General features: G+C 73.2%; 12 protein-coding genes. 6 read left to right on the top strand and 6 right to left on the bottom strand.

Annotated elements, in window-relative coordinates; all coding sequences use genetic code 11:
- Positions 1 to 102: 102 nt before the first annotated feature.
- From ACIA8D_RS23950 to ACIA8D_RS23935, 4 genes are all read right to left on the bottom strand, one after another.
- Positions 103 to 483: an RNA polymerase-binding protein RbpA gene (locus ACIA8D_RS23950; RefSeq protein ID WP_266721963.1), complete on the bottom strand. Its 381-nt coding sequence runs from the start codon at positions 481 to 483 to the stop codon at positions 103 to 105.
- A 256-nt stretch (positions 484 to 739) separates the two neighbouring features.
- Positions 740 to 2,095, bottom strand: a complete 1,356-nt coding sequence (locus tag ACIA8D_RS23945; RefSeq protein WP_399235250.1) for an MFS transporter — start codon at positions 2,093 to 2,095, stop codon at positions 740 to 742.
- A gap of 46 nt (positions 2,096 to 2,141) precedes the next feature.
- Entirely contained in the window at positions 2,142 to 2,909 is a 768-nt protein-coding gene (locus tag ACIA8D_RS23940) for a glycerophosphodiester phosphodiesterase (RefSeq protein ID WP_399235248.1), read from the bottom strand.
- On the bottom strand, positions 2,906 to 3,616 hold the full coding sequence (locus ACIA8D_RS23935) for a YitT family protein (protein ID WP_399235246.1): 711 nt from the start codon (positions 3,614 to 3,616) through the stop codon (positions 2,906 to 2,908). The genes ACIA8D_RS23940 and ACIA8D_RS23935 overlap by 4 nt, the downstream gene beginning before the upstream one ends.
- A gap of 64 nt (positions 3,617 to 3,680) precedes the next feature.
- Here ACIA8D_RS23935 and ACIA8D_RS23930 point away from each other — a divergent pair, with 64 nt between their 5' ends.
- Complete coding sequence (locus ACIA8D_RS23930) at positions 3,681 to 5,180, top strand: PLP-dependent aminotransferase family protein (RefSeq protein WP_399235245.1); 1,500 nt, start codon at positions 3,681 to 3,683, stop codon at positions 5,178 to 5,180.
- 31 nt (positions 5,181 to 5,211) lie between these two features.
- On the opposite strand, the gene ACIA8D_RS23925 is transcribed toward ACIA8D_RS23930, so the two are convergent.
- On the bottom strand, positions 5,212 to 6,795 hold the full coding sequence (locus ACIA8D_RS23925) for a hypothetical protein (protein WP_399235243.1): 1,584 nt from the start codon (positions 6,793 to 6,795) through the stop codon (positions 5,212 to 5,214).
- Positions 6,796 to 6,832: 37 nt separating this feature from the next.
- Positions 6,833 to 7,027: a hypothetical protein gene (locus tag ACIA8D_RS23920; protein ID WP_266598445.1), complete on the bottom strand. Its 195-nt coding sequence runs from the start codon at positions 7,025 to 7,027 to the stop codon at positions 6,833 to 6,835.
- Between the two features lie 280 nt (positions 7,028 to 7,307).
- On the opposite strand from ACIA8D_RS23920, the gene ACIA8D_RS23915 reads away from it, so the two are divergent.
- The 5 genes from ACIA8D_RS23915 to ACIA8D_RS23895 all read left to right on the top strand — a co-directional run bounded on the left by ACIA8D_RS23915 (position 7,308) and on the right by ACIA8D_RS23895 (position 12,746).
- Positions 7,308 to 7,700, top strand: coding sequence for an ankyrin repeat domain-containing protein (locus ACIA8D_RS23915; protein ID WP_399235241.1), 393 nt, complete (start codon positions 7,308 to 7,310; stop codon positions 7,698 to 7,700).
- A 279-nt stretch (positions 7,701 to 7,979) separates the two neighbouring features.
- Positions 7,980 to 9,392: a HEAT repeat domain-containing protein gene (locus ACIA8D_RS23910; RefSeq protein WP_399235240.1), complete on the top strand. Its 1,413-nt coding sequence runs from the start codon at positions 7,980 to 7,982 to the stop codon at positions 9,390 to 9,392.
- Between the two features lie 152 nt (positions 9,393 to 9,544).
- Positions 9,545 to 10,681, top strand: a complete 1,137-nt coding sequence (locus ACIA8D_RS23905) for a glycosyltransferase family 4 protein (protein ID WP_399235239.1) — start codon at positions 9,545 to 9,547, stop codon at positions 10,679 to 10,681.
- Positions 10,678 to 11,829 (top strand): glycosyltransferase, encoded by a 1,152-nt coding sequence (locus ACIA8D_RS23900; RefSeq protein ID WP_399235236.1) that lies wholly within the window; start codon positions 10,678 to 10,680, stop codon positions 11,827 to 11,829. Before ACIA8D_RS23905 ends, ACIA8D_RS23900 begins: the two co-directional genes overlap by 4 nt.
- On the top strand, positions 11,826 to 12,746 hold the full coding sequence (locus ACIA8D_RS23895) for an SGNH/GDSL hydrolase family protein (protein ID WP_399235234.1): 921 nt from the start codon (positions 11,826 to 11,828) through the stop codon (positions 12,744 to 12,746). The genes ACIA8D_RS23900 and ACIA8D_RS23895 overlap by 4 nt, the downstream gene beginning before the upstream one ends.
- Positions 12,747 to 12,789 lie beyond the last annotated feature (43 nt).

The following is a 12,789-nucleotide window of genomic DNA, read 5'->3' as shown; positions in this document are numbered from 1 at the left end:
GCCCCCCCCCCCGCCGCCCCCGCCCCCCCCCCCCCCCCCCGCCGGGCCCGCCCCCCGGGGGGGGGCCCCCCCCCGGCCGTTTGTGCGGTGTGTTTCTGGGACTCAGGCCGACTTGCGGCCGCTGTTGTCCCGCGGGTGCACCGCGATGTTCATCGCGCCCGAACGCAGAACCGCCAGGCGCTCCTCGAGGACCTCTTCGAGCTCCTCACGGGTGCGCCGCTCCATCAGCATGTCCCAATGCGTACGAGCCGGCTTGCCCTTCTTCTCCTCAGGGCCGTCACCGTCCACGAGAAGTGCCTGGGCCCCGCAGACCTTGCACTCCCACTCCGGCGGAATTTCGGCCTCCACCGAGAAGGGCATCTCAAAACGATGTCCCTTCTCGCATGCGTACTCCACGGCCTGGCGCGGAGCCAGGTCGATGCCGCGGTCCGTCTCGTAGCTGGTCACTACGAGGCGTGTGCCGCGAAGAGCTCGCTCACTCATGAATCGTGCCTCCCGGGCTTGTCGCCCACAGGACAGGTGTCGCTGTCGTCGTCATCCGGTCAACGTCCGGTCGGCGGTAAAGATTCCCGGATCCCGGGTCATGCGTCGCCGTCGTAGCCGCCCCTTGTTGTACCCACCGGTGACCGGTTTGTCACATCTCACGCAGGATGTCACCCAGCGTTTCGCGATCTAGACGTGCAGTAACGGTACGCCTGGCAGGCCAACCGCGTACACTACCGGGATTTGCCTTCAGGTGCTAAATCCGGGCCGGTACGGAATTGCCCGCGTCGCGCACCGCCCTGTGGACCGGAACTCTCGCGAGCAGGACAAAACCGATCACGAAGAAGGCCACAAGAGACACGATCGCGTCGCGATAACTCCCGGTCAGCTGGTACGCGAGCCCGAACACCAGAGGCCCCACCCAGCTCATCCCGCGGTCGCTCATCTCGTACGCGGAGAAGTACTCGGCCTCCTTGCCGGTAGGTACCAGGTGCGAGAACAGTGAGCGGGACAGCGCCTGTGTGCCGCCCAGGACGAGCCCGATGCCGGCGGCGAGCGCGAAGAACCACGCGGGCGCCCCGGCGGGCAGGAAGTAGCCGGCCCCGATCGTCACCGTCCACGCCACAAGAGAGCCGAGGATCGTGCGCTTGGCGCCGTACGCGCGCGCGAGGCGGCCCATCGCGAGCGCCCCGGCCACTGCCAGGAGCTGTACGAGCAGCACCGCCACGATGAGCGTCGACTGGCCGAGCCCGAGCTCCTCGGAACCGTAGATGGAGGCCTGCGAGATCACCGTCTGCACTCCGTCGTTGTAGACGAGGTAGGCCAGGAGGAAGGAGAGCGTCAGCGGGTGGCGGCGCATGTCCTTGACCGTGGCAAGGAGCTGCCGCGGGCCGGAGGCCGTACCACCCGGCGCGGGCTCTGTGCGCCGGTCGCGCAGGCGGCGTAGCGGGACCACGGTGAACGCGCCCCACCACAGGCCCGCCGACGCCAGGCAGATGCGTACCGCCGTCGACTCGGAGACACCAAAGGTGTCGTGGGCCGTGTACAGCACCAGGTTCGCCAGGAGGACGAGGGCGCCCGAGGCGTAGCCGAAGGCCCAGCCGCGCGAGGAGACCGCGTCGCGCTCCTCCGGGGGCGCGATCTGCGGCAGGTACGAGTTGTAGAGCACCATCGAGACGGCGAGCGAGGAGTTCGCGACGACGAGGAGCAGGCCGCCCAGGAGATAGCGGTCGCCGTCCAGGAAGAACATCCCGGCGGTCGCCGCCGCGCCGGTGTAGGCGCACAGGGCGAGCAAGGGCTTCTTGCGGCCCGTCCGGTCCGCCGCCGCGCCCGCGAGGGGCATCACGAAGATCGACACGATCACCGAGAGGGAGACCGAGTACGCGAAGAACGAGCCCGCGCGGACCGGGATGCCCAAGGGGTGCACGAAGCCGCCCGGGTCCGCGGCCGTCTTCGCGACCGAGGTCAGATACGGCCCCAGGAACACCGTCAGGACGCTGGTCGAATAGACCGAGCATGCCCAGTCGTAGAAGTACCAGCCGCGCTGCTCGCGTTTGCGCTCGGCGGGGGTCGACGCCCCCGGCGCCGTCTCCCGCGCGATCTCGGTGCCCACCCGTGTCCCCTTGCCGTCCCCGCCCCACGGCGCCGCGGGGTGGCGGTCAGACCCACGTCCCCCGGTCCTTGAGGACGTCCCGCAGCGTCTCGATGTGATCGGAAACTATGCCATCGACCCCGAGGTCGAGAAGCCGCCGCATCTCCTTCTCGTCGTTCACGGTCCACACGTGGACCTGCAGCCCGCGCGCGTGGGCGGCTTGCACGAAGCGGTGGTCGACCACCCGGACCCGTCCGTGCGTCACCGGCACCTGGGCGCAGAGCGCGGAGCGGCGCAGTGCGGCCGGAACCCCGTACGAGCGCAGGCGCAGGCCCAGCACGCCCCGGGTGCCGTACGACGTGGCGAGGCGGGGCCCCGCGAGCGCCTGGGCGCGGGCGACGCGCTGCTCGGAGAAGGAGCCGACGCAGACGCGGTCCCACGCGCGCGTGCGGCGCAGCAGGTCGAGGAGCGGTACGAGCGCGGGCTCCGCCTTGACGTCCACGTTCCAGCGCACGTCCGGGAATGCCGCCAGCAGCTCCTCGAAGAGCGGCACCGGTTCGGTGCCCGCCACGCGCGCGTGGCGCACCGTCGACCACGGGAGGTCGGCGATCCGGCCGCTGCCGTCCGTGACCCGGTCGAGCGTGGTGTCGTGGAAGGCGACGAGGCGTCCGTCGGACGTCGCGTGCACATCGGTCTCGATGTAGCGGTAGCCGAGGTCCGCGGCGCGGCGGAAGGCGGCGACGGTGTTCTCCAGGCCGTCCGCCGCCCCGCCCCGGTGGGCGAGGGCGAGCGGCCCCGGATGGTCGAGGTAGGGATGGCGTACGCGCGAGGTCACCGTCGCAGTATGGCCCGCCGCCATGTGCCCGCGGCGACCACCGTGGAACCGGTGGGCGACGCGGGGACGGCGAAGAAGCGCAGGAAGAACTGCGCCAGCGGGCCGATCGCCAGGGCGTACAGGACCGTGCCGACGCCGATCGTGCCGCCCAGCAGGAAGCCGCTCGCCACCACGGTGATCTCGATGACCGTGCGCATCAGGCGGATCGAACGCCCGGTGCGCTGGTGCAGCCCGGTCATCAGGCCGTCGCGCGGTCCCGGGCCGAACTTCGCCGCGATGTAGAGGCCGGTCGCGACGCCGTTGAGGACGATCCCGGCCAGCATCAGAGGAATGCGCACTCCGAAGGAGTGCGCATCCGGGACGACCGCGAGCGTGCCGTCGATGGCGAAGCCCACCACGAAGACGTTCGAGACGGTGCCGAGACCCGGCCGCTGGCGCAGCGGGATCCACACGAGCAGCACGATCGCGCCCACGATGATCGACACGACGCCTATGGAAATGCCCGTCAGCTCGGCGAGCCCCTGGTGCAGCACGCCCCACGGCTCCAGGCCGAGCCCCGCCTCCACGAGGAGCGCCGAACTGGCGCCGTACAGCGCGAGACCTGCGTAGAGCTGTACGAGGCGGCGGACGAGCGGGCCGCCGGGCGACGGAACGGACGGTGACGCGGACAAGGTGAGCCCCTCTGTGGTGGCAGTGGCCTGACGCATGACACTCTGTGGCGTGGAATCGGATGTCAACCATGGCCAATTCGAGGAAGGTGGACTGGCTCGCATGGCCCAGTGGACTTCGGCGATCGGCTCGACCCAGCTCGCCCGGCTGCTCACCTCGCAGCAGCCGCGCCCCGCGGGCCCCGGCACCCGCCGCCCGCCCGCCTACCGCGCGCTCGCCGACGGCATCCGCCTCCTGGTCCTGGAGGGCCGCGTCCCGGTGGCCACGCGGCTTCCTGCCGAGCGCGAACTGGCCCAGGCCCTCTCGGTGAGCCGCACCACGGTCGCGGCCGCCTATGAGGCGCTGCGCGGCGAGGGCTTCCTGGAGTCCCGCAGGGGAGCGGGCAGCTGGACCGCCGTGCCCGCAGGGAACCCGCTGCCCGCGCGCGGCCTGGAACCGCTGCCGCCCGAGGCCCTCGGCTCCATGATCGACCTCGGCACGGCGGCCCTGCCCGCCCCCGAACCGTGGCTGACCCGCGCCGTCCAGGGCGCCTTGGAGGAGCTGCCGCCGTACGCCCACACGCACGGCGACTACCCGGCGGGGCTGCCCGCGCTGCGCACGATGATCGCCGAGCGGTACACCGCGCACGGCATCCCGACCATGCCCGAACAGATCATGGTCACGACCGGCGCGATGGGCGCCATCGACGCGATCTGTCACCTCTTCGCGGGCCGCGGCGAACGCGTGGCGGTGGAATCGCCCTCGTACGCCAACATCCTTCAACTGATGCGCGAGGCGGGCCTGCGGCTCGTACCCGTCGCCATGGCCGACGGGCTTCAGGGGTGGGACCTCGACCGCTGGCGGCAGGTGCTGCGCGAGGCGGCGCCGCGGCTCGCCTACGTAGTCGCCGATTTCCACAATCCGACGGGCGCGCTCGCCGACGAGGAGCAGCGCCGCTCGCTGGTCGACTCCGCGCGCGCGGCGGGCACCGTCCTGGTGGTCGACGAGACGATGACCGAGCTGCACCTCGACGCCGACACCCCGATGCCGCGCCGGGTCTGCGCCTTCGACCCCGCGGGCTCCACGGTCATCACGGTCGGCTCGGCCAGCAAGGCGTTCTGGGCGGGCATGCGGATCGGCTGGGTGCGGGCCGCGCCCGACGTCATCCGCAGCCTGGTCGCCGCGCGCGCGTACGCGGACCTCGGCACCCCGGTCCTGGAGCAGCTGGCCGTGAACTGGCTGCTGAACACCGGGGGTTGGGAGGAGGCCGTCGCGCTGCGGCGCGGGCAGGCGCGCGAGAACCGCGACGCGCTGGTGGCCGCCGTACGACGGGAGCTGCCCGACTGGGAGTTCGACGTGCCGAGCGGTGGCCTCACCCTGTGGGTGAAGGCCGGTGGCCTGTCCGGATCGCGCCTCGCCGAGTTGGGGGAGCGGGTCGGGGTGCGCGTCCCCTCCGGCCCCCGCTTCGGCGTCGACGGGGCCTTCGAGGGGTACGTCCGGCTGCCGTTCACCGTGGGCGGCGCCGTCGCCGACGAGGCGGCGACGCGCCTCGCGGCGGCGGCCCAGCTGGTCAGGGACGGTCAGGGCGCGGGCGGGGACGTGCCGCGCACCCTGATCGCGTAGCGGACCGTCCGCCACGCGCGGCGGACGGTGTTCAGCGCTCGGCCAGCGCCTCGGCCTCGTCCGAGAACGCCTCGTCCGGGACGTGCTCCACGGCCGCGTCCGCCGGCGTGCTGCGCTCCGGCAGGAGCGCCGTTACCGCCTGCCGGTGGGCCTCGCTCGTCGCGTCGTCGTACGGGTCCGGGGTGGCCGGGACCTGGAGGCGGTGCACCGGCCCGTTGCCCAGACGCGCGTAGCCGCGCCCCGCCGGGGTGTCGGCGGTGGGCGTCGTCTGCGGCACGGTGCCGAGCACGTCCCGCAACTCCTCCGGAGAGGCGGGGCCGAGCACCACGCGCGCGCGGGTGTGCTGCCGGACCGGGTCGATCAGGGCGTCCAGGCTGTCGAACTGCTCGGCCACGACGACGGTCACGCCGGCCGCGCGACCGTGCCGCAGCGGCACCTGGAGCAGCGTCTGCGGGTCCTTGCGGCCGTCCGCCGCGGCGAGGTGGCCGAGGGCGCTGGGACGGTCGAGAAGGATCCACAGCGGGCGCTTGATGTCGTCCGGGGTGGGGTGCCCGGCCTGACGCGCCCGGTTCGCGGCGATCAGCCGTCGCTCCGTCTCGTGCGCGGCCCATTCGAGGCTGGTCAGCGCGCCGGCGAGCCCGCATTCCACGGCGAGCACACCGGAGCGGCCGACCAGGCACGCGTAGTCGCCCGTCCCGCCGCCCTCGATGATCAGCACGTCGCCGTGCCGCAGGGCCTGCAGCGCGACGGAGCGCAGGAAGGACGTCGTGCCGCTGCCCGGCTGCCCCGCGACCAGCAGGTGCGGCTCGGTGGAGCGGACGCCGGTGCGCCACACGACGGGCGGCACGTCCCGCTCCTCCTCGCCCGCCAGCACGGGCAGCGTGCGCTGGACGCCGGTCCCGTCGGTGAAGCCGAGCACGGTCTCACCGGGCGAGGTCACGAAGGGCTGGGCGGCGATGTCCGTGGGCAGCGGGTCGAGCACGTTCACCGTCAGGTGGTTGCCCTCCTCGTCCCACGCGAAGTGGTACTCGCGGCCCCGGCCGAGCTTGGCGTGCAGCAGCTGCTCGATACGGGCCCGCGACGCCGCCTCCCCGTCCGTGAAGTAGGCGGGGTAGCGGATGTCGATCCGGTCGACCCGGCTGTCGCCGTCGAAGTCGAACGTCTCGAAGGCCTTCTCCCAGTCGCCCCCGTGCGCGTACAGCGGGCTCGGGTCGTCGGCGACGGAGAAGTACGGTACGAGCGCCTCGTAGAGGGACGAGAGGCGCTGTACCTGCGAATCGTCGGGGCCGGTCTGCTCCGGCGGCTTCGGATCGCGCCCCTTCCATCCGGCCGCCGCCATCAGGGTGATGAGCGCCAGCAGCGGACCGTACGGAATGAACACCACGACCAGGACGACGGCGGCCACCAGGAACAGCAGCGGTCCGCGCCGCTCCTTGGGGGTGTCCGCCCACTTGTGCCGCCCGGCAGCGGCCAGGCGGCGCAGTCCACGGCTGACCGTGATGAGGGGGTGGAGTACGTCGGTGGCACCGTCGGCGGCCGTCCGAGCCATGTCCCGGCTCCGGGCGATCGTGGCGCTGCCGTTGCTCAGAATGCGGGGGAGTGGGCGCCTGGCCACGTCGTTCTCCTGATGGTGTGTGCGGGTGAGTGGTCCGTCAGAACTTGATCCCGCCGAGCAGGCTGGCGAGGCTCTGGCCGCCCGCCTTGATGCTCGGGGCGATGGCCGTGCCCGCCAAGTAGAAGCCGAAGAGGGCGCAGACCAGTGCGTGCGATGCCTTCAGGCCGTCCTTGCGGAAGAACAAGAAGACGATGATGCCGAGCAGCACGACGCCCGAGATGGACAGGATCATGAGGGTTCTCCTGGTTGATGGGGACAGTCACCATGAGTTCTTCCAGGCTCACAGCATGTATCTATACGACAAAAGGTGCAAATGGGTGGAAATTCGTAGCTTTCACCCGTTCGCGAGTCGTTGCTGAGCCGCTCGAGCGTGCTGCCGGACGGTCGTCCGCACTCTCCGTGATCTTTGCCTCGGTGAGGTCGGGCCATGTGCCCGACCGGGCAGTACCCTGTCGATTCACTCGTACGGCTGCACGGCCGTACCGGCACGTATGAGAAAGGCGGTCCGCCCGATGAGCGAAGCCCCCGACCCGGAGGTCGTGGAGCTGGCCACCAAGATCTTCGACCTCGCGCGACGCGGCGAGACGGAGGCCCTTGTGGGCTACGTGGACGCCGGGGTGCCGGCGAACCTCACGAACGACCGGGGCGACACGCTCGTCATGCTCGCCGCCTACCACGGGCACGCCGAGGCGGTGGCCGCCCTCCTGGAGCGCGGCGCCGACGCCAACCGCGCCAACGACAAGGGCCAGACGCCGCTCGCGGGCGCCGTCTTCAAGGGCGCCGACGATGTGATCGGCGCGCTGCTCGCCGGTGGCGCAGACCCGGCCGCGGGGACCCCTTCGGCGGTCGACACGGCTCGGATGTTCGGCAAGACGGAGCTCGTCGACCTCTTCGGCACCTCCTGACACACTGGCTCTGACCAGGCAAAACGGGGGTACGGGAAATGTGGTCGCGGTGCGCTCCGCCGCTGGGTCATGATGACGGCGTGATTTACGGACGCGAGGCCGGGGCAGGTGGTGCCCACGTGCAGAGCGGGCCGTGAACGGCCCGGTTCCGGGCCTTGGACGAGAGGCAGAGAAATGGGTAGCAGCAAGCATGAGACGGCGGGCGCTCCGACGTGTTGTCGCGTGGCCAGGTAGGTGAGCATCCCGGTTGCGTCGACGCTTGATGTGAGGCTGTTTCCCATGTTCGAACCGGTCATAGCGCCCAGCGGTACGCTGCTCGGCCTGCTGCAGCGGGGCCGCGGCGACGGCACGCTGCACGCGCTGACGGCGCCGCGCGCCGAAGCGCTCGCGGCCATCAATCACTGTGTGCTGAGCGACCCCCGCCACGACTGGCAGGTGGAGAACCGCTCGCTGTACTACGCCCGGCTCTACGTCGACCTGCACGGCGAGCTCGACGAGATCGAGGGTCATCTCTTCGACCCCGACGACCTCCTCGACCCCGAGGAGTCACGTACGGGTCTGGCGCTCGCGGTCCTCGGCCACCTCGCCTCCTACGGCAGGCAGGACGCCCTGGAGCTGCTGCGCAGGTACGCCGCCGTCGGCGGCAATTGGGCCTGGGCGCTCGACGAGCTGGCCCTGCGCGACGACGACGCGGGCCTGCGTGCCCTGGCCGAGCCGGTCCTCGCCCGCTTCCCCGCGGACGCCGAGGCCGAGCTCGCCGCCGTCGTGCGCGACGCCTTCGAACCGCGGCCCTGGCGGCTGTGGGCCGAGGATCCGCGCCCTCATGTGGGGGCACGTGTGCGTGCCGCGCAGGAAGCCGGATCCTTCGACCGCTGGCAGCGCCAGATGCGGCCGGCGGGCCCGCGCCCCGAGTGGAGCGTGCAGGCCGTCTTCGACTGGGCGCAGGAGGGCTTCGAGCGGGGCGCCGTCCTGTACGTGCCCGCCGCCCGCTGTCTGACCGCCGTGGCGGGCCCCGAGGACCACGCCGAGATCGTGCGGGCCGCGCAGGACGGGACCGACGGGGCCCGCTGCACCGCCCTTCGCTACCTCGCCGACATGCACGACCCGGCTGTGCTCGATCTCATCGAGGCGGCCGTGGAGGCGCCGTCCCGCGCCGTCGTGGACGCCGCCCTCGACGCCTTCGAGCGGATGCGCAGCGCCGCCGTCGTGCAGCGGGCCCGCCAGTGGGCCCCCCGGCCCGACGCGCTCGGCGCCGCCGCGGGCCGCATGCTCGCCTGCAGGGGCGGCGCACAGGACAACGAACTCGTCCTCGCCTCCCTGCGGGAGGCGGTACGCGGCGACGGCCCCGACGCCCCCACCCTCTGGCCGCTCGTCGACGGCGCCGGACGGCTCGGCATCGGCTGCGCCGCCCCCGTGCTCCGGCACATCTACCGCGAGACGGCCTCCTCCCACCTGCGCGGCCGCGCCGCCCGCGCGCTCGCCGCCACCGATCCCTCCTTCGCCGCCGGATTCGCCGTCGAGTGCCTGTGGGACTGCGAGGAGAGCACGCGCGAGGTCGCCGCGCGGCACGCCGAGACGGGTGACGCCCGCGTCGTCGACCAACTGCGCCGCCTCGCCGCCGACCCGGCCGAGGAGGACGAGGTGCAGACCGCGGTCCGCAGCAGGATCGGGCCCGACGCCACGGCGTTGTGACGCACTGATTTCCGGGAGGTGGCCCCTCACCGAAGGGCCACCTCCTGGCTGTTCACCTGTGGTTTTCGGTGGCGGCCAACGCTCACGGATCGTTCCTCGCCAGGAAAGATCCACTTTGACGTGAGCACGCCCGACGGGGCGACAAAGCCCGTATGCGTGTCGTCATCGTTTCCGAGTCCTTCCCTCCCGACATCAACGGTGTGGCGCACTGCGCCCTGCAGACCGCTCGATACCTCGCCGCCCGCGGCCACGACCCGCTCGTCGTCGCCCCCGCCACCCCCGCCGGACCGGAGGCGGACGCGGCGGCGCCCTGCCCCGTCGTCCGGGTGCCGTCCCTCCCGCTGCCCGGCTATCCGCAGGTCCGCGTCGCACTGCCGGGGCGCCGCCTCGCCCAGACCGTGGCCGCGCACCGGGCCGAACTCGTCCACCTGGCCAGCCCGTTCGTGCTCGGCATGCGCGGCATGGCGGCCGCGACCCGGCAGCGTGTGCCCGCCGTGGCCGTCTACCAGACCGACCTGGCGGGCTACGCGCGCACTTACGTAGGGGCCGGTGAGGGCGCGGCCTGGCGACGCATCCGCTCCGTGCACGCCGCGGCCGACCGGACGCTGGCGCCCTCCACCGCCGCACAGCGCGACCTGGAGGCGCACGGGGTGCCGCGGGTGCGGCTGTGGCCGCGTGGGGTCGACGCCGTGCGGTTCCGGCCGGAGCGGCGCTGTGAGCTGCTCCGCGCCGACCTGGCGCCGCGCGGGGAGCTGCTCGTCGGATACGTGGGGCGGCTCGCGCCGGAGAAGCACGTCGAGCTGCTGGCGCGGGTGTCCGGCCTGGAGGGGGTGCGGGTCGTCGTGGTGGGCGACGGGCCGAGCGAGGCCTCCCTGCGCGGCGCCCTGCCCGACGCGGTCTTCCTGGGACGGCGCACCGGGGACGAACTCGCGCGGATCTTCGCCTCCTTGGATGTGTTCGCACACACCGGTCCCCACGAAACGTTCTGCCAGACCGTGCAGGAGGCGATGGCGAGCGGCGTGCCGGTGATCGCCCCGGCAGCCGGCGGGCCGCTCGACCTCGTCGCGCACGGCAGGACCGGGCTCCTCGTGCCGCCCGGCGACGCGGAGGCGCTGCGCGACGCCGTGTGGGCGCTCGCCGGCGATCCCGGGCTGCGCTCCGCATACGGGAGCGCGGGCCGCGCCGCGGTGGCCGGGCGCAGTTGGGAGGCCGTGGGCGACCTCCTGGTCGAGCACTACGCAGACGTGCTGCACGCGCGGTCGGCCGGGACGGGGGCGGTGGCGGCATGAGCGGGCGACTGCGGATCGTACGGATCGCGAACTTCGTCGCACCCGCTTCCGGCGGGCTGCGGACCGCGCTGCGGGAGCTGGGCGCGGGGTATCTGGCGGCCGGGCACGAGCCGGTGCTGATCGTGCCGGGGGAGCGCCCGTCGGACACGGAGACGCCGCAGGGGCGCGTCATCACGTTGCCGGGGGCGCCGCTCCCCGCGAGCGGCGGCTATCGCGTCCTGACCGACCGGCAGCGCGTGGCACGGACGTTGGAGCGGTCGTGCCCGGACCGCCTTGAGGTGTCGGACCGGACGACCCTGCGCTGGACCGGTGAGTGGGCACGCCGCGCGCGGGTGCCCGCCGTGATGGTGTCCCACGAGACCGCCCATGGCGTGCTGCGCACGTGGGGCCTGCCCGAGCGCGCCGCGCGGCGGGCCGCCGACGTGCTCAACGTCCGTACGGCGCACGCCTACACGCGCGTGGTGTGCACCACGGAGTGGGCCGAGCGCGAATTCGTGCGGATCGGAGCGCGCAACGTGGCGCGGGCCCCGCTCGGCGTCGATCTCGTGCGGTGCCGGCCGGGGGAGCACAGCAAGCGGATACGCGCGGCCCACGCGCGCGTGGACGAGGTGCTGCTCTTCATGTGCACACGGCTGTCCGTGGAGAAGAGGCCGGGCATCGGTCTCGACACGGTGGAGCGGCTGCGCCGGTCCGGAGTGCCCGCCCGGCTCGTCGTGGCGGGGGAGGGGCCGTTGCGTACGCGGCTCGAACAACGCGCGCGGGCGCGGCGGTTGCCGGTCGACTTCCTCGGGCACGTCGCCGACCCGGCCACGCTCGCTGCTCTTCAGGCCACGGCCGAGGTGTGCCTGGCGCCGGGGCCCGCCGAGACGTTCGGGCTCGCCGCTCTCGAAGCGCTGGCCTGCGGAACACCCGTCGTCGTCAGCGCGTCCTCGGCGTTGCCCGAAGTGGTCGGCGGGGCCGGGGCGGTGGCCGAGGACAGCGGCGCGGCCTTCGCGGACGCCGTCCGGGAGGTGCTCGAGCGGCCCCTGTGGCAGCGCAGGGCGCGGGCACGCGCGCGTGCCGAGTGCTTCGGCTGGGACGCCGCCGTGGCCGCCTTCCTGGCGGCGCACGACGCTCCCGCCCGGGTGCCGCTCGGAGGCACGGCATGAAGGCGCTCAGGTTCGCCGCGCTCGGCGACTCGCTCACCGAGGGCGTCGGCGATCCGGTCGGCAGCGGCTGGCGGGGCTGGGCCGCGCTGCTCGCCGACGGCCTGACACCCGCCGAAGTACCCGTGGAGTTCCGCAACTTCGCGACCAGCGGGGCGCAGACCTCCGACGTACTCACACGGCAGTCGCCCCGTGCGCTGGAGTTCGCTCCCGATGTCGCGTCCGTGGTGGTCGGCGTCAACGACACGCTGCGCGCCGCCTTCGACATCGAGGCCGTCGCCGCCCATCTGGACGCCGTGTACGGGGCGCTCGCCGGGCGCGGCGCCCTCCTGCTCACCGCCTGCCTGCCGGACCCCGGCACCCTGTTGGGGCTGCCCGGCGCCCTGGCACGCCCGCTCGCGCGTCGACAGCGTGGGGTCAACTCCGTGGTCCACGCCCTGTCCGAACGCCACGGAGCCGTCCATCTGCACGCCGCAGGCGCCCACTGGGCGGCCGACCGCGCCCTGTGGAGCGCGGACCGGCTGCACCCCGGTGAGCGCGGGCACCGCCAGTTCGCGGCCCGCTTCCACGCTGTGCTCGCCGCCACCGGGAAGGCGCTCGGCCCGGCGCCCGACGTCGAACCGGAGCGGCCGGGACCGACCCGCGCCGCGGGCCTGTGGTGGCTCGCCACGGCGGGCACCGGCTGGGTCGCGCGCCGCTGCGCCGACCTGCTGCCCGGGCTCCTCGCGCTCGCCGCGGACGAGGTGCGGCACGACATGCGGGGCACCGGTGCCCGGCTCGACCTGCGGGCCTCGGCCGGGGTCGCGGCGGCGCTCGCCTCGGTCTCGGGTCTGGAGGTGCCGCTCCCGGCTTGCGATCATGGGACGGGAGTCGCGGGAGCGGCTCCGGGTACGAGCCAGCCGTGCGAGGTCTGCCCCTGACCGGGCGCGGGCCCCGCATCGCCTACGCACCATAGGAGTTGAG

This window comes from Streptomyces sp. NPDC051684 (genome assembly GCF_044453445.1).
Taxonomy (GTDB): Bacteria; Actinomycetota; Actinomycetes; order Streptomycetales; family Streptomycetaceae; genus Streptomyces.
Note: the sequence above shows the minus strand (reverse complement) of the source record. Positions and strands in the feature narration are given on the sequence as shown.

What these genes read in the sequence shown, in the direction of transcription:
- ACIA8D_RS23950 (WP_266721963.1), bottom strand. Translation starts at nt 483, where the DNA reads ATGAGTGAGCGAGCTCTTCGCGGCACACGCCTCGTAGTGACCAGCTAC.
- ACIA8D_RS23935 (WP_399235246.1), bottom strand. Translation starts at nt 3,616, where the DNA reads ATGCGTCAGGCCACTGCCACCACAGAGGGGCTCACCTTGTCCGCGTCA.
- ACIA8D_RS23930 (WP_399235245.1), top strand. Translation starts at nt 3,681, where the DNA reads ATGGCCCAGTGGACTTCGGCGATCGGCTCGACCCAGCTCGCCCGGCTG.
- ACIA8D_RS23920 (WP_266598445.1), bottom strand. Translation starts at nt 7,027, where the DNA reads ATGATCCTGTCCATCTCGGGCGTCGTGCTGCTCGGCATCATCGTCTTC.
- ACIA8D_RS23915 (WP_399235241.1), top strand. Translation starts at nt 7,308, where the DNA reads ATGAGCGAAGCCCCCGACCCGGAGGTCGTGGAGCTGGCCACCAAGATC.
- ACIA8D_RS23910 (WP_399235240.1), top strand. Translation starts at nt 7,980, where the DNA reads ATGTTCGAACCGGTCATAGCGCCCAGCGGTACGCTGCTCGGCCTGCTG.
- ACIA8D_RS23905 (WP_399235239.1), top strand. Translation starts at nt 9,545, where the DNA reads ATGCGTGTCGTCATCGTTTCCGAGTCCTTCCCTCCCGACATCAACGGT.
- ACIA8D_RS23900 (WP_399235236.1), top strand. Translation starts at nt 10,678, where the DNA reads ATGAGCGGGCGACTGCGGATCGTACGGATCGCGAACTTCGTCGCACCC.
- ACIA8D_RS23895 (WP_399235234.1), top strand. Translation starts at nt 11,826, where the DNA reads ATGAAGGCGCTCAGGTTCGCCGCGCTCGGCGACTCGCTCACCGAGGGC.